We start from the raw sequence: 19,743 nt of genomic DNA, 5'->3' as shown, positions 1-19,743 counted from the left end.
TATGGTATCTGAATTTCTTAAACAAAACACTGCAGAATATCACGACGCAGCTGAAAAACTCTTCAATTCCGAAAAAATTTTCAATAAAACTTTTACCCTGGAAGATTATAAAAAAATCATCAGTACCAATTACCTGATGCTTCTTCATGCTGAGGATAAAATTTTTAATAGCCTTTCTGACAATTTTACGGATAAGCTTCAGTTGGATAGCAGAAAAAAGCTGTCTTTAATTGAAAAAGATCTGAAAAGTCTGAATTTAGAACGCCAAAATCCTTCTCATGAACTGCAATTTGCCAATGAAAATGAAGCTTTGGGAGCAATGTACGTTATTGAAGGCTCTACACTAGGTGGAAATGTGATTGCCAGGCAGCTGTCTAAAACAGAAGGTTTTGATGATGTAACCTTCAATTTCTTCGGATGCTATCAGGAAAATACAGGCCCGATGTGGAAAAGCTTCAAAGAAGTTCTGGATACTGAAGTAAAAGAAGAAAACTATGAGCAGGTTTTATCAGGAGCTAAGAAACTATACACGTTCTTATTAAACGTAAACTAATTTATATCATACACAATTAAATTCCTGAAAGATTGCTCAATTTTTCAGGAATTCTTAAATTTGGAAGTTTTCAAATTGTAAACTCAACTAAATAATAAATAATTCAAATAAATTTTAAAAGATATATTATGAAAGTAACCGTAGTAGGTGCAGGCGCTGTAGGAGCAAGCTGTGCAGAATACATCGCTATGAAAAACTTCTGTTCAGAAGTGGTTTTAGTAGACATTAAAGAAGGATTTGCTGAAGGTAAGGCAATGGATTTGATGCAGACAGCATCTCTTAACGGATTCGATACGAAAATTACCGGGACAACAGGAGATTACAGCAAAACTGCAGGTTCTCATGTAGCAGTAATCACTTCAGGGATTCCAAGAAAACCTGGAATGACGAGAGAAGAGCTTATCGGTATCAACGCCGGTATCGTAAAAGAAGTTACTGAAAACTTAGTAAAACATTCTCCGGAAGTAATCATCATCGTGGTTTCTAACCCAATGGATACCATGGCTTACCTTGTTCACAAAACATCTGGTCTTCCTAAGCACAAGATCATCGGAATGGGTGGAGCATTGGATTCTGCAAGATTCAAATACAGATTGGCTGAAGCGTTAGAAGCTCCGATTTCTGACGTAGACGGGATGGTAATCGCAGCACACAGCGACACGGGAATGCTTCCATTATTGAGCAAAGCTACAAGAAACGGTGTTCCTGTAACTGAGTTCCTTGATGATGAAAAACAAAAATATGTAATCGAAGAAACTAAAGTAGGAGGAGCTACGCTTACAAAATTATTAGGAACTTCCGCTTGGTATGCGCCGGGTGCAGCTGTTTCTGTAATGGTTCAGGCAATTGCGTGCGACCAGAAAAAAATGATCCCATGTTCATTAATGCTTGAAGGTGAATACGGGCAAAACGATATCTGCCTGGGTGTTCCTGCCATCATCGGGAAAAACGGTGTAGAGAAAATCGTAAACATCACCCTGACTGCTGATGAGCAATTGAAATTCGCTGAGGCTGCTAACGCAGTAAGAGAAGTGAATGGGGATTTGAAGTTTTAAGTTTTTAAAAAACTCATTAAATATAGAAGCCTGAAATTATTTTTCAGGCTTTTTGTATTTTTCGGTAAGAAATTAAATTTTAAGCTAATGATTAATTGTTTTTTGGAATTTGAAATAAAAGGATAATTGTCCATGCCTGTAAAACGGTCTGTACAATATTAATAATGGCTAATACAGGATCAGCTTTTATATTAAAAATGACTTCCGGTAAGGAAAAAAGCCCTAAAACAAAAAGCCCTGCTAAAAGATATTTTAGCCAATTATTTCCTTTTGAAATTAAATAGCCCATTCCAAAAATAAAAGCCACAGTTCCCACTGCAACAAATATAAAAAGTAAGCTGTTTAATAATTCGTATTTCCAAATAATACCACCCACGCCTACAGCACCGGAAATATACATTAAGTCAGCGGCTTTTATATGATTAGGATGAATTACCTTTTCCGCTTCCTTTGTTGAATGAATTAAGCTCTGAATCCTGCCTTTTTCTTCTTCACTAAATTCTTTACCCCTTGATTGAAGTATTTCATAAGCATATTGCATGGCTTCTTGTGTATATCTGCTTTCAGGCTGAATATACTTCTCAAGTTCCTGGCTAGACATTTTCTGGAGGATGTTTTTATCTGTGCTCATTAAATTAGTTTAGCTTTTAAAATAAGGGAAAATTACAAATGAACTATTTATTAAAATCTTTTTTCCATTCCGCAATAGGCTTATAAAAATTAAACGACTGATATTTTGAAGCGATACCAATGTCGTAGCCGGAAACAACAAGTACATTTAAAATATCATTATCTGATTCGTAAGCAGAACTTTTGATAAAGGATTTTACTGCCTCCTGAAGCTGGGGATTATTAATAGTCTGATCTTGTGGAATATAATCTATAGAAATTCTGACCGTATAAAAGTACCGCTGATTGCTTCCTGGTGGATAAGTCATATTTACACTGGCATTGTTTACATGATCTTGTTCACTAATTTCTTTATAGACAGAAAGAAGTTTCATTAGCTCAGAATTACTGTTATAGCTGTAAAGGGATCCACATAAAACCAGTAAAAAAATGCCGCCGGTAATGTAATATGGTAATTTTGTAATCTTGGGTATTACACTTAATTCACGATCTCTGTAATCTTGTACTACATAAGTCTTTACTGCTATATCATGAACAGATTGTCTCGTAGATTTATTAAAAATATAAAAAACAATAATTCCTAAACCTATCGTAAAAATTATTATTGCCTGAATAATGGTGACCGGGGAAAATGTAGAGATTCCTTTAATCTTTAATCCATTCAGAAAGAATGGTGTAGTAAAAATCAAAGCTCTTATAAATGATGTTTTTAAGCTGATAAATTTCCCTTGAATATCAACAACCTGAATTCTCATAAGTTTTTTACCAAACGTCTGTCCATGATTTATTTTTGAATTCAAAACTGAAAAATAAAGTAATGAAACAAGCCAGCCAATTAACTTTGCTTTTTCGCCAATCGAAATAAAATAAGTATTAAAAATGATTCCTAAAATAAATCCGAAAATTCCAAGTATAATAAAGTCGATAAGCATAGCCCAAATTCTTATCCAAAATTTCGACAGTACCCAATTTTTTTCCATATTTAGTCTATTAAAATGAGGTGTCAAATGTAATCAATTTTTTGATCTCATTACTATAAAATAGCTCTAAACAAGAGCGTGATATTAATTAAACGACTGCCGAAACTCCAAAGGCGAAACCTTAGTCTTACTTTTAAATAATTTACTGAAAGACTGCGGATGTTCAAAACCCAGTTCATAAGCGATCTCACTCACGGATAATTGAGTGGTGGAAAGCTTTTCTTTTGCCTTTTCTATAAGTTTTTCATGGATGTGCTGTTGGGTGCTCTGCCCGGTGAGAACTTTTAATAAGCCGGTTAAATAGCTGGGAGAAACATTCAGCTGTTCGGCAACAAAGTGTACGCTTGGTAGCCCTTTGGTGATGAGGTTTTCGTTGTTAAAATAATCATTCAAAAGCTCTTCAAGAGAGTTAAGAATTTTGTGATTCGAAATTTTTCGGGTGATAAACTGCCTTTGGTAAAAACATTCGGCATAATTCAATAAGGTTTCTATTTGTGATATAATGATGTTCTGGCTGAATTGATCAATATTTGAATGATATTCCTGTTGAATATTTTCTATAATCTGGTGGATGGTTTTTTCTTCTTTTTCTGAAACAAACAATGCCTCATTCACAGAATAGTCGAAAAAATCATAGTTTTTAATGTTTTTAGCTAAAGATGTATTCCAAAGAAAATCAGGATGAATCAGCAAAATCCAACCCGTATGCTTTTCCCTTTTATTTTTATCAGGATCTATGGTCACGCTGAAAACCTGTCCGGGAGCCATAAAAAACATCATTCCTTCGTCAAAATCGTATTCCTGCTGTCCGTATTTAATCTTGGAATTGGAAGTTCTTTTGATGGAAATTGAATAAAAATCCAGAATCCAGCTCAATTCATTCACTTCAACCTGATGGCTGATCATACCGTAATCTATCACGCTGATCAATGGATGTTCAGGTTTCGGAAGACCCCGGAACTGATGGAATTCGCTGATTGTTTTTATTCTGACAGGCTGTTTCATGATACTAAATTAATTGTTTTCAATGACTTATTTTAAAATTTTTCAAGTTTAAAAAGATCCTTCGACTTCGCTCAGGATGACACTCATAAAAACTTTAATTATAAAAATTAGTATTAGTAATGTCATCCTGAGCGAAGTCGAAGGATCTCTATAATCCAAGGCTAAAGAAATTAACTGTTTTGATAAATTTCAGCAAAATCTTTCGCAAAATCTTTTACTTTAGTTTTACCTAAAACCGGTCTGTTTCTATAATAATCTTCGTATAAGGTGTTTCCTCGCCTCGCCATATTCATTTCTACAAAACCTTTTGCAGTCTCAGGATTCATTCCGGCTTTAACTAAATTATTTAGTAAATCGTCATCAGAAATAATAATCCATTGTAAGTCAGGCTTGCCTATGGCTTCTCCTAAAGTCTGGGCGATTTCATTCGGAGAAATTTCTTCACTGGCGATGTAGCGGATTTCCCTTCCATTAAAAGGTTTTTCCATCTCTTCCACAATTGCGGATGCAATATCGAAAGGTGAAACCCAAGGCTCTTTATCATCTCCGCCATAGTTTTGAATGATGGCATTCTGAGATTTGATGTTGGGAATAAAGGCCAGCATATTGTAGTAAAACCCGACAGGACGCATAAATTTGATAGAAACATTTTCCGGAAGTTCATTTAAGATTTTCTCAGCTTCATGATGAAATGCCAGAATTCCGTTCCCTTTATCCATGTGTGCACCGATACTGCTGAGATGAATAATATTTTTCACTCCTGATTTTTCAATAGCTTCTTTATAATTTTTAGCAATCTGAATATTAGCCTGAATAAAATCAATATCATGATCAAAGAAAACTTTATGATTAATGGCTTCCATTGCATAAATAGCATCTGCTCCTTTGAAAGTTTCTGCGAGGAAATCTACATCTTCCATTTTTCCTATTGCGGCTTTTGCGCCTAAAGATTCAATTTCAGATTGTCTTTCCGGACTGCTGCTGATCACTGTTACATCATGACCTTTGGCAAGTAATTCTTCGGTTAAAGGTTTGCTGATATTTCCTAACGAACCTGTTACAATAATTTTCATTTTATTTAAATTTTTTATTGAAACAAAGTTCAGGATTGTTCAAAATTCCTGCGTAGCCAAATCTACTTTTTCCGTAGCCGAAAAATAACCTTTGGATGTAATAATATTTAAACCTTCAATTTCGCTGCCTCCGACGGCGAAACCCCAAACTCCTTTTTAAAAACAAAAGAAAAGTGGGAGAGATCCTCAAAACCCAGATCAATATAAATATCAGACGGTCTTTTATTCTCTTTAGCTAACAGAAAATACGCTTCCTGAAGACGTTTGCTCATCAGCCATTTTCCGGGAGTGGTATTGAAAATTGCTTTAAATTCTCTTTTAAAAGTCGATAAGCTTCGTCCTGTCATAAAAGCAAAGCGTTCCAGACTGATATTGAATTTATAATTATGATTCATAAACAGTTCCAGATCAATTTTATGCGGAACATTAAAATTGAAGAAAATATCTTTGAGATCTAGATTGTTCTTTAATAAAATCATCAGTAATTCTTCACGTTTGATATCAACAAAAGTATCATCCAGCTGCTCCGTTCCGTTGTAATAAGGTTCCAGCGATTGTACGAAATTCTTAATTAATTTATCTTCATTAATGAACAAAAAAGAATCATCATTGTCCGTTGGTTCGGCATGGTAAGGATGTCGTTCCAGAAATTTTTTCAAAAAAGATTCATCAAAAGCAATAATCACTTTCTCAAACTGTCCTTCATCTTTATATTTTGTGTACCGGACCAGATGATTTTTCCTTGCAATACAGTAATCGCCGGGTTTCATCTCATAATGTTTGTGACCATCGTAGGAAGTCATGGAACCTTTCAGTAAAAACAGAAAGAAATGCTCCGGAATAAACTGTTCCGGAGAAATTTCGGGGCCGAGATGGCAGGATTGCAGATTGTTGAATTTCATTTCATTAATTTTCTTTTGTCTTGATACAAAAGAAACAAAAAGTCAAAACTTGGAACTTTCGCTAAAAAATAATTTTGTTCTCTAAAAATCCCAAAACTCGTACGAATTTAACATTTTTCTTCGGTTTAAAATTTGTCTCGCGCTCAAACAGTGGGGTTTTCTTAACGTTCACAAAACTATTTTTTAACGCTACAGTTTCCTATGTCATTATTAATCAATTTGAATGCATATCAAATTTACGGATTTATCATCAAACTATCCGTGCTTGCTAACAAGGCTTCTTCACGGCTTCTTGGAGTCCAGTTGAGGACAGTTTTTGCTTTTTCGTTTGACATTTCTTTGTAGAATTCTTTCCCGATAGGCTCTAATTTCTGAATTTTATCCGTGTATTGAGGCCTTTCTTTTTTGAATAGTTCGGCAACATCATAAAAGCTCATCACGCCGTCTGAAGTTACAATGAATCGTTCTCCTGCAGCTTCCGGGCTCAGCATTGCTTTGATATGAATGTCTGCAACATCCCTCACATCCACAACTCCCATCGTGAAAGTAGGAGTGTATTCCAAATTTCCATTTAAAATGCCTGAAACAGCAATATCCAGCGATGCAGAAGTAATTCCGCCAACGGCAGGACCGAAAATCCCCACCGGATTAATGACGGACAGTTCCAAGCCGTTACCTTCGCTTTCAATGAATTCCCAAGCTGATTTTTCTGCTACTGTTTTTGATTTGATGTAAGCCGGAAGTTCAGCATTCACATCCGTCCAGTCTTCCTCGGTGAAAATATGACCTTCAATATTTTTGCTGTAGCCCACTGCTGCAAATGAAGAGGTCAGAACCACTCTTTTCACCCCGGCATCACGGGCAGCTTTTAAAACTCGTAAAGCACCGTCTCTCGCGGGAATGATGAGCTCGTTTTCATCTTTTGGGTCCTGAGCGGGGAAGGGCGATGCAACGTGAAGAACATAGTCGCAGCCTTTTACGGCTTCGTCCCAATTGTTGTCGCTTGTAAGATCTGCTTCAATGAATGAAAGATGCGAGAAATCTGTAATTCCGCCTTCTTCCAGTGCTTTGATGATGCTTTCTTTTTTTGCCAGGGAACGAAGTGTTGTTTTTACTTCATATCCCTGCTGTAATAATTGCAGAATGGTATGAACTCCCAGAAATCCTGTTCCTCCCGTTACCAAAACTGTTTTCTTTGTCTTTTCCATTTTATTTAAATTTTACATGACAAAGTTGGGGATTATTTGAGGGATGGATTTTGTTGTGGGGTTCTTTTTTTGTTTGTTGTGGGGGTCAGAATTAAGATTAGAGAAAAGTTTTTAATTCAACTATTGTATTATCAATTAATTTAGGTACTTCTCCATTAATTATTTGGGAATAATTAATATCAGCGCAATTAAATGCATCAATGGCAACACAATAATCTGGATTAATCTTATAATCTGAAGAATGGTATGTTCTTAAATATCTATACATTACATCACAGAACATTCCTAACTCTTCTTTTTTTAAACCACCAATTTTACAAATAAACCAAACTGCACCAATTTCATGAAAGTCTTTATTCTCATATGAAAATATAATACACGGTCTAATATCAATTCGTATATTATGAATATCATATAATGCTTGGAAATCTGGTTTTTTGTGAAAGGTTAAAGTTGTATTTGGTTTTATGTGGTTAAAATCAAATTCACGAAAATTATTAAGGATATCTATATTTTTCTGAAATCTTTTCTTAGTTTTATTATCTAATGTCTTTTCAATTTTATCTTTTAAGTATAGATTTTTTTCTTGTATTAAATTTATATCATTTGTTCTGAAAATGTTATTTAGTGCACTTGTACAACTTATCCAATAATCACCACCACCTTCATCTGAATTTTGGTCGTTTTCTTTTTTTAAATTATTAACGAAAGTCAATTTTGTTTTTTCAGATTTTCTTCTGCGAAAATCAATCAATTTGATAATTGAAATTTATTCATGTTTTATATTCTTTGGTTATTGATAATAAATTTATTAAAATTTTTATCTAAAAGTAAAGTTATTGGTTGCTTTTTAATATATATTACTGAAAACCAGAAAAAAGACTAAGAAAAAAATCCCCCACGAAAAACCCGCGAGAGATAAAATATATGGAATCAGTTCCCAATCAGGAACGACGGTATTTTAGTTATTGAAAGTTGCAAAAGCGCCTCTGTAGCTGTAAAAAAATTGTCATAAATTAAACCTGTATTTCCTACACGAACTTCATAAATATCTTCCTGAAGTGCTTTTACCAGGTCTTTAGCAACATCTGAAGCCGGAATTCCGTTTTCTCTGCCTCCGATTTCTACGGAAAAATCCGTGTTTACCAAAGGTGGCATCAATTCGAAAACTTTTACGTTGGTGTCTTTTGCGAGTTCATATCTCAACAGTCGTGTGTGGGAGTGAAGTGCTGCTTTAGAATCCGAATAGGTAGGAACATGAGATCCGGGAACCAATCCTACAATTGAGGAAACATTTACGATGGCGGCTTCGCTCTGCTGCTTCAATAGAGGAAGAAATTTTTCCGAAAGCCTGATGGGCGCGAAATAATTGGTTGTAAATTCTGCAACGGCTTTACTGTAAGCGTCTCCGTCGTTTGCGAGGTTGTATACATAAGCATTTCCGGCGTTGTTGATGAGAATATTCAATCCTCCGAAATTCACTTTTACTTCTTCTACCAGTCTGTTGATATCCGCTTCATTCGTAATATCCGCCTGGATGGTGAAAACATTGTCTAAATCTTTCGCTGCAGCTTCTAATTTTTCTTTGTTTCTTCCTACAATGATAATTTTATTTGCAGGGCTTAATGCTTTTGCAATTTCTAATCCGATTCCTGAACCTCCGCCAGTGATTAAAATAGTGTTGTTTGTTGTGTTCATAATAATTTGTTGTTTAAGTTATTTTTATAAATTGTACTATTTAGTACAAAATTGATTAAATTTTTTTATTTAAAATTTGGGAGCTTGATCCTCGAGGGTCAATACTTCCGGCTTCCATCCTCCAGCTTCCATCCTTTATTCCAATACTCTTAAATTCATTTCGATCATGGATTTGAGAATTTTTGGGGAATTTTCCATTCTTCTTGTTACATGAATTCCGTTCCATAAGTTGGTTAAATGCCAGGCCAGAATTTCAGGATCTTCCTGCGTTTTTAATTGTCCTTTTTGTTGGGATTTTCTGATGGCTTTTGCAAAAATTTTCTGTAAGCCTCTTAATAATTCTGCAGTTATTTTTTTTATATCCTCATCTTTTTCAGAAAGTTGGACCAATGCGTTTCCCAAATAACATCCCCTCTCAACATCACAGTCTTCAGCTTCAGCAAGGGCTAAGAAAAATTTTCTGATAAATTCAATCTGATCATCAGCGTTTTCAAGTGCCTGACCGATTTTTTGATTAAAGCCTTCTGCAAACTGTCTGATCGAGCGGACGTATAATTCCTGTTTTCCTCCTTTGAAAGCAAGGTAAAAACTGCCTTTCCCGATTCCCATAGCATTCAGCAATTCGTCTGCGGAAGCTGTATCGTAGCCTTTATTTCTAAAGACTTCGGTAGCTTTTTGGATCGCTTCCTGCTCATTGAATATTTTTGGTCTTCCTGCCATTTTTTTACTTTGATGAGACAAAGGTATAATATTGTACTAATTAGTACAAAATAAAATTGTAAATATGTTTTATTGATTTCGTCGATAAAGTTAGGTATTAGAATTAGTTTTCAATAAATTGATATGGAAGGATTTGAACAGTATTAGAAGCTATTCGGAAAGATTCGCGCCTGAATCTTTTTCTGTATGGCAGACTTTATGAGGGGGTAAGTTGAGAATAATGCCCCTTAAATTAATACATCAAAACTCATGAATAGAGCCGTTTCCGTGGAATCATTATAAAGTTTAGTATTAATTCCTGTAATCTTAAAACCTGCTTTCAGATAAAATTGAATTGCGGGATAATTGGTATTTTGGGTTTCCAGTTCTACGATTCTGCATTGCAGTTTTCGTGCTTTTCGGTTAACATTTTTTATAAGTAATTTTCCTATATTTTGTCCCCTAAAATTTTCATTAACTAAAATATTCTCAATAAATAAGCTGTTGTTCCATTCCCGGAATCGCAGATGGCCCAAGCCACAAGTTCGTCATTTTCATAAGCTCCGAAAGAATGGCCCTGTCGGATAGTGGTATTTAATTCATCAATATCATCAGGATTGGTTTCCCAGATTTTCGTGTAAGGCTGCTTTTTTTCTCTCAGGCTGAATTCAAATGAACCTTTGATTTCTATAGCGGATACAACGAAAATTTTATCTGTTATATAGCCGTTCAGTCCCCAATTGATGGCTGGATCTCCCGAAAGTTCTTCCAGTTTTCTGATTTCCATAGATTAAAAATCAGTTGCTTTAGAGTCCGAAAAATTGGTTTTTGTGGAGTACAGTATTACCTGAATGATAATTAGGATCGATATGATAATGACCCTTACCAAAGCATTTTCGGAAAATCTTTCCCTGATTACTTCAAGATAGTTGATTTTTTCAATGGTATATTCTTTAAGCTCACTCAGATTCACAAAACTATTTACTTTTGCAATCTCAGAGTTTATTTCAGCTTCATTGAGGGTAGTGGCCACATTTATCAGGTTAATATTGCTCATAAGAAGCCATCCGAATAATATAATGGATACAAATAAAAGAAAAGGTCTGATCAATTTCATTGATAAACAGGTATTATAGATTGAGTGGTTTGAGTTTTCTCAAATTTAATAAAATTCTCACAACCTTCATACAATAATAAAATTACAGTTTTGCTACAAATTCATTCAGGATTTCCTGGTTCTTTTTATCGTAATTTTCATCAAACATATCAAGCTCTTTTGTTTTTTTCAAAATTTGCCTGAGATCTTCTCTGTTTGACAGGTCGGCTATTCGATTCATAAAGAAATCACCTTCAAAAAACATTTCTTTATAACTTTCCTTAAACCGGAGAACCAAAAAATCAAGCAGCTCCTTATCATCAGGATTTGCTACGATATCAATTAATCCCAGATCAGTATAATCTATTTTTTTCTGATTAAATAAGGCTGTTCTTAATTTTCTTTTTTGGGCATCATTGAGTTGAAATTTTCTTACAAAAGTTTCTTTGTCCTCATCATAAAAAGACATAAAATCGCTTTCGGGAGAAAGTTCGTAAGTTCCTTCCCACCTTGTTGCATTTTCTAATGTGCATTCTACGAGCCAGTCAACAGTTTTTGTATGTTTTTCTTCTTCATTCTTCATTTTTAAAATATTTTGCATCTCCAGAATTCTTTTCTTGTAGACGGAGTAATCTTTTTCATTCATTTCCTTGGAACCATATGAAAGCGCATGTGTATAATACCTTTCGTCCATTTTTTCTTTATGTAAAAATACCAGTGTGAAGGTGCCTTTTTCAAAATGAGCCGGTGCAGGACAGGAAATTTCGGTGCTGAAATAGACTTCTACAGTCCCCGTATTTCGTATGCTGCCCTGAAGTACATCATATACTTTCAGCACTGCAATATCAGACTTAAACCAGTCATTTTGTTTTCTGTTTTTATTCGCTTTAATATCTACTACTTCGGCGTAAACAATATTTTCGGATTCCATGATGAGCTTTCGCAAAGGAACCGGTGAAATAGGATATGCAAATAAAGTATAACTGATTGTGATTAAGACAGCTGTCAGAAATGTTTTGAGTTTCATAGATTGTAAAAGTTTTTTTTAGAAATATAACGCTAAAATTTAAACAAAATTTCATACACCTGCATTTTTAAAACCCGTAAATTTGTTTCCAATAAAATTTTACTGAATGCTTAGGAAAATTTCGATTGCTGCGGCTACTTTCTTGTCCGTAATTACAATCAATGCGCAGAAGAACAAAAACACTCAATTGGAAAGGCCAAAACTGGTAGTCGGGCTTGTAGTGGATCAGATGAGGTGGGATTACCTTTACCGTTTTTACAACAAATACGGGAATGATGGTTTCAAAAGACTTTTGAATACAGGATATTCTTTAAATAATGTTCATATTCCATACGTTCCTACGGTTACGGCTTTGGGGCACGCCTGTATTTATACGGGTTCCGTTCCTGCCATTCATGGCATTGCAGGAAATGACTGGAATGATAAGGAAACCGGAAAAAATGTTTACTGTACCACGGATGAAGATGTAAAGCCGGTGGGAACATCAAATGTAAAAGTAGGAAGCCATTCTCCGAAAAATCTGTGGTCTACAACGGTGACTGACGAGCTGAGACTGGCAACAAATTTCCAGGGAAAAGTAATCGGGGTTTCTCTGAAAGACAGAGCTTCTATTCTTCCTGCTGGCCATACACCGAACGGTGCGTACTGGTTTGACGATTCTTCGGGAGATTTTATTACGAGTACATGGTATATGAATGATTTACCACAATGGCTGAAAACTTTTAATGCCCAGGATCTGCCATCAAAATTAGTAGCGAACGGCTGGAATACCCTTTTACCAATTAATCAGTATACAGAAAGCTCGCCGGATAATTCATCATGGGAAGGGCTGTTGGGAAGCGCAAAGACGCCTACTTTCCCATACAGTAATTTAGCCGCAGATTATCAGGTAAGAAAAGATAATATCAGATACACGCCATTCGGGAATACTCTGACTTTAAAACTGGCGGAAGCTTCCGTAGAGGGTGAAAAACTGGGGAGTGATGATGTAGTAGATTTTCTGGCGGTTAATTTAGCATCTACAGATTATGCAGGCCATAAATTTGGCCCGAATTCTATTGAAGTGGAGGATGTATATTTAAGGCTGGATCAGGATTTAGCACAGTTTTTTAATTATCTGGATTCTAAAGTAGGAAAGGGGGAGTACACTGTTTTCCTTTCTGCAGACCACGGTGGAGCACATTCCGTAGGATTTTTAGAGGAACATAAAATCACCACTGGATTTTTCGGAGAAGGAATGGAGAAAAATATTAACCAGAAATTAAAAGATAAATTCGGGGTGGATAAACTAATTAATGCAGTGGATAATTATCAGGTTTATTTTGACAGGAAACTGTTGGCAGATAATAAGATAGAGCTGGATGACGTAAGAGATTTCACGATTAAAGAGCTTGAAAAAGATCCTACGGTTTTATATGCGGTTTCTGTAGTTGAAGTTCAGGAAGCTACTATTCCGGAACCGATTAAGCAAAGAATTATAAATGGAATAAACAGGCAGAGAAGCGGTGATATTCAGCTGATTTCACATGATTCTATGTTGCCGCCGTATTCTAAAACAGGAACCACACACAGCGTTTGGAATTCTTATGACTCACACATTCCGCTGATCTTTATGGGATGGGGAATCAAGCGCGGAAAAAGTGATAAGCCGTATCATATGACGGATATTGCACCTACAATTTCTGCCTTACTGAAGATACAGTTTCCAAGCGGAAATGTCGGAAATCCTATTGACGAAGCTATGAACTAATTATTATAAATAATTTTAAAATAAAAATCCTCAGCAATTACGTTGAGGATTTTTTTATGCTCTTTTTCTATATATAAATTTTACTGTTATCAATTTTCACAACTCCCAGCTTTTCCATTTTTTTAATGGTTCTGATAACGGTTTCTATACGCAGCCCCGTAAGAGAAGCAAGCTGCTGTCTTGTATAAGGAATAGCGAAGGAATATTTTTCTTCAACTTTATAAAAGTTTTTAAGATGATTTATCAAAACTTCCAATTTAATTAAAGGATCCTGAAAGGCGAACGGACCGGCAATTACATACCGATAATGCATTCTGTCTGCGGTATAGGCATAGACATTCAGCAGGATTTCAGGGTTTTTCAGCATGAGTTCTATGAACTTATTTTTTTCAAACCTGATGATTTCGCAGTCTGTAACGGTAATGGCGTTCACAGCATATTTCTTATCGTTGAAAAGGTAAGTTTCCACAAAACAATGACCATCAAAGGGGATACCGTGAATAAATTCTTTGCCGTCTTCAAGAAAGCTGCTCAGCTTTACCGTGCCGGTTTTTATCTGAAAATAGTATTTGGGTGTGCTTCCTTCTTCAATAATATATTCACCGGAATTATAGTTTTGCAGTTCAGCGCCATGAGAAAACAACAGGTTTTCACTGATGATCATATTTATTATTATTAATTTGATATAAAATTAACAAATAAACAGATCGGTATGAAATTTAAAGATACCACATAGATGCCCCAACAATCCCTTATTTATAGGAGTTTTAAATGGAATAACTCTACCACTAAGATCGAATAAGCTGTTGAATTTCTTTCTGATATTTCTTGTTTTCTTTCCTGATTTTAAAAATAAGTGAAAGGATAACAGCAATGCATAAAAGAGCAATACCAATTATTGCAGCGATAGAATAGGTATGCACTTTTCTAAGTTCCCCGCTCTTTACAGAAGTTTCTCTATTATGATGATCAATAGCCTGATTGATGGAGGTGAGCTCATTCTGAACCCTTCTGAAATGCATTTCAAAATACTTTTTATTGTAAATCTGATATTGATTCTGGTTACCCATCGCAAGGTAATTGTCCGCCATTTCCTTATAAATTCCGGCGTCAAGGATAAGGTCTCCTGTATTTTTACTTAAATTTTCAGCATGCGTAAGAAGGTCAAGCGCTTCCTGATGTTTTCGTTTTTGTTTGTAAAGCTCGGCAATTCCCTTTAAAGCAAATGCTTCCAGACTTTTGGCTTCGCTTTTCCGGGCATAGTCGGCAGCTTGGGAAAATGCTTCTTGTGCCTTATCAGTTTCATTGAGATTAAGGTAGCAATAGCCGATGTTATAATAAACAATGCTCATGTTGGCTAAAGTGGCTTTCTGGGCATCGACTTTTTTGAAATTTTCAATAGCCTGCAGTAATTTTTCAAGGGCTATTTCAGGATTCGACTGGCTTTTGTAAATCATCCCCCGGATAGCAAAGCCTCTGCCTTTTTCTATAAACTTTTCTCGGCTGTTATCCGGAAGCTGAGATAGATAAATGTCTGCTTCATCCAGCGTTTCAAGGCTTTTGCTGAACAATTCCATTTGCTGATACTGGATGGCCACGGAAACCAGAACGGAGGTTTTGGTCTGCAGGTCATTGGTTTTCTGAGCTAATTCTTTTGCTTTTAAAATATATTTTAAAGATTCATCAAAGTCTCTTTTTGCAATATTTGCGGTGGAAAGAAGCATGTAAAGGGTAATGCTTTTTTTAATGTCTGTTGTTTTCTTTAGCAGGTTTTTAGTAATGCTGATGGCCATATCAGGATTATCATATATTTCCAGACGCGCCTTCTTCAGCAATGAATCATCAGGTATTTTTTGCCCGGAAACGGAAATTTGGACAAGCAAAAACAGGACTGCAATAATTTTCAAAAGGTTTTTCATAATGCTCTGCTTTTACTAATTTCCTGAATATATGTATTTGGAGACATGCCGGTAACAGATTTAAAAACCGTTGTGAAAGCGCTGTGAGAAGAAAAACCGCAATATTCTGCCAGATAGCTCACCTTGTAATTAAGAAAAGCCGGATTTGTTTTTAAAAGATGTGCAATGTGATTGATTCTCAATTCATTAATGTATCCGTTAAAATTTTCCCTTTGTTATTATTAATAGCTTCCGAAAGATATTTCGTGTTAACTCCCATTTGCGCGGAAAGCATGGAAAGGGACATGCTTTTGCTTAAATACTGATCCGTTTCTTCCCATTCTTCAAGTTTTTGAAGGATTTCATCTTCTTTTTCCTTGGATATTTTGTTTGAATCTTTTTCCGGACATCTGTCAATAGGCATAATTTCTTCCTTATTTGGAAGATTTTCATGTATTGAAGCACTTATTTTCCTTCTTTTCTGTCTTTCAAAGAAATCGAACTGCTTTTTCAGGTCTTTCTTTTTATTTTTTAAGATTAAATAATAAATTAATAAGCTGATGATGATTAAAGAAAATATGGAGATCAGCATCCAGATCTGTTTCAGCTGATGCTGCTTCTGAAATACAATACTTTTGTTTTGTGAATTCTCCACCAATTTTACAATATACCGGATGCCTTCTTTTGTGCTGGAATCTATTTTTGTATGGGATTCCCTGTAAAGATTATTGTATTCATGGTACTTTTCATCATTGTGTAGCGCAAAATAATTTTTAGATAATGATTCGTAGATTCTATTTTTTAAAGTATTATATGGAAGATCTCTTAAAGTCAGAAGACCTTTGTCAAGTTCCTGAATAGCAGATTGATAATCTCCTTGTAGAAAATAATATCTTGAAAAATTTTCATGGGCCAGCGCGGTAAGAAAAGGCAGGTTTTCCTGTTTTAAATTCAAAATAACACCCTCAATGATCTTTCTTGCTTCTTCCGGCTGATTTTGCCTCAAAAAAAATGAAGAACGGAAAATTCTGTTTTCAAAGCCTATAATTTTATTTTCTTCATTATGATTGCTGATGTATTGATCACTTTTGTTAAGATTTTCCAGGGCAGCGGTCTGATGGCGGTTGATTCCCATATTAAGCGCCTGAAGCTGGTAAAGCTTTGCAATGGTAATTCTTATCTTTTTATCTTCACTGTTTAAGAGCTTTTGATTTGATAAAATACTGGAAATAATCCTCTGAGACTGATTATAAAGATCAAGGTTTTGATACTGGTCTGCAAGATTATAATCATCAAACATTTTCATGAAATAAGAGAGCTTTACACCCTCATCGGCCTCTTCTTTCTGGCTGGACATGTTCACCGACTGTACATAATCCCCTTTCATAGCGTAAGCCTGGGAAATGATATTCCGTAGGACGATTTTATGTTCCGGGTTTTTATCACTGATCAGAATGCTCAGAGAATAATTGATGCAGTCGTCAGGATTTTGATATAATTTCTGAAAAGCTTTATCTGCTAAAATATTGAAGTCGGGGCTGGACTGCCCCAATAAAAGAACAGGAGAAAGAAGAATGATCACCAGCTGAACCATTTTCTTCAGCATTTTCTTCCTCAAAAAAAAGAATAAGGGTTGATTTTTTTCAATTTTATTAAAATCTGTATTCAAAGTATAGTTTTTGTATAATATTGATTTTTAATTGTTTAAATTTTTCATTCTTTTAAATTTCGTGAATTCTGTAAGGCAAAAGCTTTTGAATGGGTAAATATAATATTAATATTGCTATCACCAATTCAAAATATTAAACCACAGAAATATGAAAAAGATTTACAAAAGTTCTTTGAAAATAATCGCTGCTTATTTCTTGTTTAATTGCTCTTGCCTGAATGCCCAGCTCACAGTAATGTCAGTCGGGAATTACACGGTAGGAAGCATTTCAGATAACGGTGTTGTGAGCATGCACACCAGCGGAGGCGGCATCTTCAAATGGGATGCAGTAAACGGATTGGTATCTGTCGGAAGTTTAACCAATGGTTATTCGCAGTCCGGAAGAACACTGATCTCAAGTGACGGAACAAAGATTGGCTCTACCATGACAAATGGAGCTACGAGTTATAATGAAGTGGCCACCTATGACGTACCCACTTCTACATGGTCTACCAAAGGAGGTTTGGTTCCTACAGGCTGGGACGGAAGCGTAAGCTCGGCATGGGGTATGAATCCTGCAGGAAATACCATTGTAGGTCTGGGCTGGCTGAACGCCGGAACGGCTCACGCTATAAAATGGACGGCCCAGGGCGGGATGACAGATCTTGGAAGCATGGTGGCAGGAAGAAGCTCCAGAGCGAATGCCGTAAATAGTGACGGATCTGTAATTGTAGGCTGGCAGGATGAAGCAGACGGAGCCAGAAGCGGTGCAAAATGGGTAAATGGAACAGAAAGTTACATTACGGATAATAATGGTGATCACGTAGGCGAAGCAGGAGATGTTTCGGCGGACGGAAATACAATAATAGGATCGGCAATGCCCAATCCGTATGTCTGGAACAGTACTTCCGGACTTACATACATAACACATCCTAATTCCTCTGCCTTCTTCAGAGGTGGTGCAACGGGGATTTCCGCAGATGGCGGAACGGTTATTGGCTTTTTTAGACCTTTTCCCGGACCTCCCATGGCTGGAGAAGGCTTTATTTGGACTGCTGCGGGCGGACGTGTTAATTTAAATGCTTATGCAGCAGGGCTGGGAGTAGCCACGAATGGCGTTTCCATGACTCTTCCGCTGGCTATTTCGCAGGATGGTAAAAAAATAGCGGGTACAGGAACAGATGCATCCGGTCAGATAGTGGCGTTTTATCTTGATCTTACACAATATCTTTCAGCAAATGAAGTTGTGAAGAATGAAAATAAAGCATCAGTTTATCCTAATCCTGTAAACAAAATTCTTTATATAAAAGGAAAAGAAAAAATTGAGAAAGTAGAAATTTATAATATGGTCGGCCAGAAAATAAGAACGTTCTCATCTGTTGAGAGTCAGATTGATGTATCGTCTTTATCTGAGGGAAATTATGTGTTAAAGTTATTTTTCGTGAAAGGGGAAGTGTCACAAAGTTTCAAAATCATTAAACAGTAAAATAAAATTAGGCAATACACTTAACTCCAGACCAAAAACCCGCAGAATTTCTGCGGGTTTTGTTGTTAAAAAGAATGATGAATAATGTAAAAACTTATTTTGTTGGCGTTGCCATAATTTGTACCTGATCAGAAGACCCGCTTCCGAAAGTAAGCCTGAAACCTTCATCGCTTGCACCTCCTCCTTTTAATGCTGCGGTATAAGTCCCGGCCGGTAAAGTGAGGATGCTGTGTGAGGTAAGGTAATAATAACCGCTAATCACATTTCCGTTCGTGGTGGCGGAATTGGTGTAGGATTGTGAAGAGTTCCCAAACTGTGTATCAGTAAGAATCCCTGCCGGAGCGCTTGTGAAGACGAAATAACTTCTTGCCATCTTTACAGAATTATCCGTAAGAGGTGTTCCGGTACTTTCCGCAAAAGTTGCGGATAAGTTAGCATTAAAAACTACAATAGATTCCCTGTCCAACGTGAAAGTGGGTAAAGTAAGCAAAGTGGTGTCCACATAATTGCTCTGGTCCGGCACCGCAATACTTTTTGCAGCTATCTGATCTGTAATGGTTCCCCCTGCAATGAGTCTTGTTTCTCTTGAAGTAACGGCTCTCATCCACTTTGTGCCGTCATTGAAATACTCACCAGGATAAACTGCATTGGTGGCCGAAGATGTATTGGTTGCCGTATTATAAACTGTCATTCCCGCAATGTGGGAAGAAAGAGGAGACGGGTTGTTGGTCGCAGTAAGAGTTACTCTCGGAAGTAGCAATCCTTTATTGCTGCTGTTCAATTCCAGTATAGCATTATTGTTGGGTGATGCTGTTCCTATTCCTACCTGTGCTTTATAGTTATGTTGGAATAAAGCGAATCCCAATAAAAGAAAATTAATTTTTTTCATACACTTATCATTTGTCAGTGATAAATGTATAAAATATTTCTCTTTTTGTTGATTTTATTTTATATTATTTAATTGATTTTATGAATTAAAGTTATTTATAGCTGTATTTTATTGTTAAATTGACAATTTAAAAACGAAAATTATTT

The 19,743-nt window shown here is 35.9% G+C and carries 22 protein-coding genes; 4 read left to right on the top strand and 18 right to left on the bottom strand.

Annotated elements, in window-relative coordinates:
• Nucleotide 1 precedes the first annotated feature (1 nt).
• Both H560_RS0109095 and H560_RS0109090 read left to right on the top strand, forming a co-directional pair.
• The gene (locus H560_RS0109095) at nt 2-553 is read left to right on the top strand and encodes a biliverdin-producing heme oxygenase (RefSeq protein ID WP_027379758.1); all 552 of its coding nucleotides are present in this window, start codon (nt 2-4) and stop codon (nt 551-553) included.
• Between the two features lie 128 nt (nt 554-681).
• Nucleotides 682-1,608, top strand: a complete 927-nt coding sequence (locus H560_RS0109090; protein ID WP_027379757.1) for a malate dehydrogenase — start codon at nt 682-684, stop codon at nt 1,606-1,608.
• 91 nt (nt 1,609-1,699) lie between these two features.
• Here the strand turns inward: H560_RS0109090 and H560_RS0109080 are convergent, their stop codons facing one another.
• The 13 genes from H560_RS0109080 to H560_RS0109025 form a co-directional block, all read right to left on the bottom strand.
• Complete coding sequence (locus H560_RS0109080; protein ID WP_027379756.1) at nt 1,700-2,239, bottom strand: hypothetical protein; 540 nt, start codon at nt 2,237-2,239, stop codon at nt 1,700-1,702.
• A gap of 43 nt (nt 2,240-2,282) precedes the next feature.
• The gene (locus tag H560_RS0109075) at nt 2,283-3,218 is read right to left on the bottom strand and encodes an RDD family protein (RefSeq protein ID WP_027379755.1); all 936 of its coding nucleotides are present in this window, start codon (nt 3,216-3,218) and stop codon (nt 2,283-2,285) included.
• An 84-nt stretch (nt 3,219-3,302) separates the two neighbouring features.
• Nucleotides 3,303-4,223 carry a helix-turn-helix domain-containing protein gene (locus tag H560_RS0109070; RefSeq protein WP_034752498.1) on the bottom strand — a complete coding sequence of 307 codons (921 nt, stop codon included), beginning with the start codon at nt 4,221-4,223 and terminating at the stop codon, nt 3,303-3,305.
• Between the two features lie 170 nt (nt 4,224-4,393).
• Nucleotides 4,394-5,296 carry an NmrA family NAD(P)-binding protein gene (locus tag H560_RS0109065; RefSeq protein ID WP_027379753.1) on the bottom strand — a complete coding sequence of 301 codons (903 nt, stop codon included), beginning with the start codon at nt 5,294-5,296 and terminating at the stop codon, nt 4,394-4,396.
• 107 nt (nt 5,297-5,403) lie between these two features.
• Nucleotides 5,404-6,198: a helix-turn-helix domain-containing protein gene (locus H560_RS0109060; RefSeq protein ID WP_034752496.1), complete on the bottom strand. Its 795-nt coding sequence runs from the start codon at nt 6,196-6,198 to the stop codon at nt 5,404-5,406.
• 236 nt (nt 6,199-6,434) lie between these two features.
• Nucleotides 6,435-7,406 carry an SDR family oxidoreductase gene (locus tag H560_RS0109055; RefSeq protein WP_027379751.1) on the bottom strand — a complete coding sequence of 324 codons (972 nt, stop codon included), beginning with the start codon at nt 7,404-7,406 and terminating at the stop codon, nt 6,435-6,437.
• 97 nt (nt 7,407-7,503) lie between these two features.
• Nucleotides 7,504-8,160: a hypothetical protein gene (locus tag H560_RS0109050; protein WP_155844985.1), complete on the bottom strand. Its 657-nt coding sequence runs from the start codon at nt 8,158-8,160 to the stop codon at nt 7,504-7,506.
• Nucleotides 8,161-8,339: 179 nt separating this feature from the next.
• Nucleotides 8,340-9,104 carry an SDR family oxidoreductase gene (locus H560_RS21355; RefSeq protein WP_051289249.1) on the bottom strand — a complete coding sequence of 255 codons (765 nt, stop codon included), beginning with the start codon at nt 9,102-9,104 and terminating at the stop codon, nt 8,340-8,342.
• Nucleotides 9,105-9,239: 135 nt separating this feature from the next.
• The gene (locus H560_RS0109040; protein ID WP_027379749.1) at nt 9,240-9,824 is read right to left on the bottom strand and encodes a TetR/AcrR family transcriptional regulator; all 585 of its coding nucleotides are present in this window, start codon (nt 9,822-9,824) and stop codon (nt 9,240-9,242) included.
• 227 nt (nt 9,825-10,051) lie between these two features.
• Nucleotides 10,052-10,339: a GNAT family N-acetyltransferase gene (locus tag H560_RS23335; protein ID WP_228372450.1), complete on the bottom strand. Its 288-nt coding sequence runs from the start codon at nt 10,337-10,339 to the stop codon at nt 10,052-10,054.
• Nucleotides 10,282-10,590 (bottom strand): hypothetical protein, encoded by a 309-nt coding sequence (locus H560_RS23330; RefSeq protein WP_027379748.1) that lies wholly within the window; start codon nt 10,588-10,590, stop codon nt 10,282-10,284. The genes H560_RS23335 and H560_RS23330 overlap by 58 nt, the downstream gene beginning before the upstream one ends.
• A gap of 3 nt (nt 10,591-10,593) precedes the next feature.
• Complete coding sequence (locus tag H560_RS0109030; RefSeq protein ID WP_027379747.1) at nt 10,594-10,920, bottom strand: hypothetical protein; 327 nt, start codon at nt 10,918-10,920, stop codon at nt 10,594-10,596.
• Nucleotides 10,921-11,002: 82 nt separating this feature from the next.
• Nucleotides 11,003-11,926 (bottom strand): hypothetical protein, encoded by a 924-nt coding sequence (locus H560_RS0109025; RefSeq protein WP_027379746.1) that lies wholly within the window; start codon nt 11,924-11,926, stop codon nt 11,003-11,005.
• A 106-nt stretch (nt 11,927-12,032) separates the two neighbouring features.
• On the opposite strand from H560_RS0109025, the gene pafA reads away from it, so the two are divergent.
• The gene (gene pafA / locus H560_RS0109020; protein WP_027379745.1) at nt 12,033-13,676 is read left to right on the top strand and encodes an alkaline phosphatase PafA; all 1,644 of its coding nucleotides are present in this window, start codon (nt 12,033-12,035) and stop codon (nt 13,674-13,676) included.
• Between the two features lie 67 nt (nt 13,677-13,743).
• Here pafA and H560_RS0109015 read toward each other — a convergent pair whose 3' ends face one another.
• The 4 genes from H560_RS0109015 to H560_RS0109000 all read right to left on the bottom strand — a co-directional run bounded on the left by H560_RS0109015 (nt 13,744) and on the right by H560_RS0109000 (nt 17,180).
• Nucleotides 13,744-14,340 carry a Crp/Fnr family transcriptional regulator gene (locus tag H560_RS0109015; protein ID WP_034752494.1) on the bottom strand — a complete coding sequence of 199 codons (597 nt, stop codon included), beginning with the start codon at nt 14,338-14,340 and terminating at the stop codon, nt 13,744-13,746.
• A 124-nt stretch (nt 14,341-14,464) separates the two neighbouring features.
• Entirely contained in the window at nt 14,465-15,595 is a 1,131-nt protein-coding gene (locus H560_RS0109010; protein WP_027379743.1) for a tetratricopeptide repeat protein, read from the bottom strand.
• Nucleotides 15,592-15,777 carry a helix-turn-helix domain-containing protein gene (locus tag H560_RS23325; RefSeq protein WP_027379742.1) on the bottom strand — a complete coding sequence of 62 codons (186 nt, stop codon included), beginning with the start codon at nt 15,775-15,777 and terminating at the stop codon, nt 15,592-15,594. Before H560_RS23325 ends, H560_RS0109010 begins: the two co-directional genes overlap by 4 nt.
• Nucleotides 15,774-17,180, bottom strand: coding sequence for an AraC family transcriptional regulator (locus tag H560_RS0109000; protein ID WP_228372449.1), 1,407 nt, complete (start codon nt 17,178-17,180; stop codon nt 15,774-15,776). The genes H560_RS23325 and H560_RS0109000 overlap by 4 nt, the downstream gene beginning before the upstream one ends.
• 211 nt (nt 17,181-17,391) lie before the next feature.
• Between H560_RS0109000 and H560_RS0108995 the strand changes: the two genes are divergently transcribed.
• Nucleotides 17,392-18,708, top strand: coding sequence for a T9SS type A sorting domain-containing protein (locus H560_RS0108995; RefSeq protein WP_027379740.1), 1,317 nt, complete (start codon nt 17,392-17,394; stop codon nt 18,706-18,708).
• A gap of 94 nt (nt 18,709-18,802) precedes the next feature.
• On the opposite strand, the gene H560_RS22330 is transcribed toward H560_RS0108995, so the two are convergent.
• Entirely contained in the window at nt 18,803-19,597 is a 795-nt protein-coding gene (locus H560_RS22330) for a hypothetical protein (RefSeq protein ID WP_051289246.1), read from the bottom strand.
• Nucleotides 19,598-19,743 lie beyond the last annotated feature (146 nt).

Origin of the sequence: Chryseobacterium daeguense DSM 19388, from assembly GCF_000430825.1 — a bacterium.
In the GTDB taxonomy this organism is placed as follows: domain Bacteria; phylum Bacteroidota; class Bacteroidia; order Flavobacteriales; family Weeksellaceae; genus Chryseobacterium; species Chryseobacterium daeguense.
This window is presented reverse-complemented; position numbering and strand designations above follow the sequence as displayed.

Bases quoted from the DNA above. Each gene is read 5' to 3' on its own strand.
- H560_RS0109070 (WP_034752498.1), bottom strand. From the start codon at position 4,223: ATGAAACAGCCTGTCAGAATAAAAACAATCAGCGAATTCCATCAGTTC.
- H560_RS0109010 (WP_027379743.1), bottom strand. From the start codon at position 15,595: ATGAAAAACCTTTTGAAAATTATTGCAGTCCTGTTTTTGCTTGTCCAA.
- H560_RS22330 (WP_051289246.1), bottom strand. From the start codon at position 19,597: ATGAAAAAAATTAATTTTCTTTTATTGGGATTCGCTTTATTCCAACAT.
- H560_RS0109060 (WP_034752496.1), bottom strand. From the start codon at position 6,198: ATGAAATTCAACAATCTGCAATCCTGCCATCTCGGCCCCGAAATTTCT.
- H560_RS0109040 (WP_027379749.1), bottom strand. From the start codon at position 9,824: ATGGCAGGAAGACCAAAAATATTCAATGAGCAGGAAGCGATCCAAAAA.
- H560_RS21355 (WP_051289249.1), bottom strand. From the start codon at position 9,104: ATGAACACAACAAACAACACTATTTTAATCACTGGCGGAGGTTCAGGA.
- H560_RS0109065 (WP_027379753.1), bottom strand. From the start codon at position 5,296: ATGAAAATTATTGTAACAGGTTCGTTAGGAAATATCAGCAAACCTTTA.
- H560_RS0109095 (WP_027379758.1), top strand. From the start codon at position 2: ATGGTATCTGAATTTCTTAAACAAAACACTGCAGAATATCACGACGCA.
- H560_RS0109000 (WP_228372449.1), bottom strand. From the start codon at position 17,180: ATGCTGAAGAAAATGGTTCAGCTGGTGATCATTCTTCTTTCTCCTGTT.
- H560_RS0109090 (WP_027379757.1), top strand. From the start codon at position 682: ATGAAAGTAACCGTAGTAGGTGCAGGCGCTGTAGGAGCAAGCTGTGCA.
- H560_RS0109080 (WP_027379756.1), bottom strand. From the start codon at position 2,239: ATGAGCACAGATAAAAACATCCTCCAGAAAATGTCTAGCCAGGAACTT.
- H560_RS0109030 (WP_027379747.1), bottom strand. From the start codon at position 10,920: ATGAAATTGATCAGACCTTTTCTTTTATTTGTATCCATTATATTATTC.
- pafA (WP_027379745.1), top strand. From the start codon at position 12,033: ATGCTTAGGAAAATTTCGATTGCTGCGGCTACTTTCTTGTCCGTAATT.
- H560_RS0109025 (WP_027379746.1), bottom strand. From the start codon at position 11,926: ATGAAACTCAAAACATTTCTGACAGCTGTCTTAATCACAATCAGTTAT.
- H560_RS23330 (WP_027379748.1), bottom strand. From the start codon at position 10,590: ATGGAAATCAGAAAACTGGAAGAACTTTCGGGAGATCCAGCCATCAAT.
- H560_RS0109015 (WP_034752494.1), bottom strand. From the start codon at position 14,340: ATGATCATCAGTGAAAACCTGTTGTTTTCTCATGGCGCTGAACTGCAA.
- H560_RS0109075 (WP_027379755.1), bottom strand. From the start codon at position 3,218: ATGGAAAAAAATTGGGTACTGTCGAAATTTTGGATAAGAATTTGGGCT.
- H560_RS0109055 (WP_027379751.1), bottom strand. From the start codon at position 7,406: ATGGAAAAGACAAAGAAAACAGTTTTGGTAACGGGAGGAACAGGATTT.
- H560_RS0108995 (WP_027379740.1), top strand. From the start codon at position 17,392: ATGAAAAAGATTTACAAAAGTTCTTTGAAAATAATCGCTGCTTATTTC.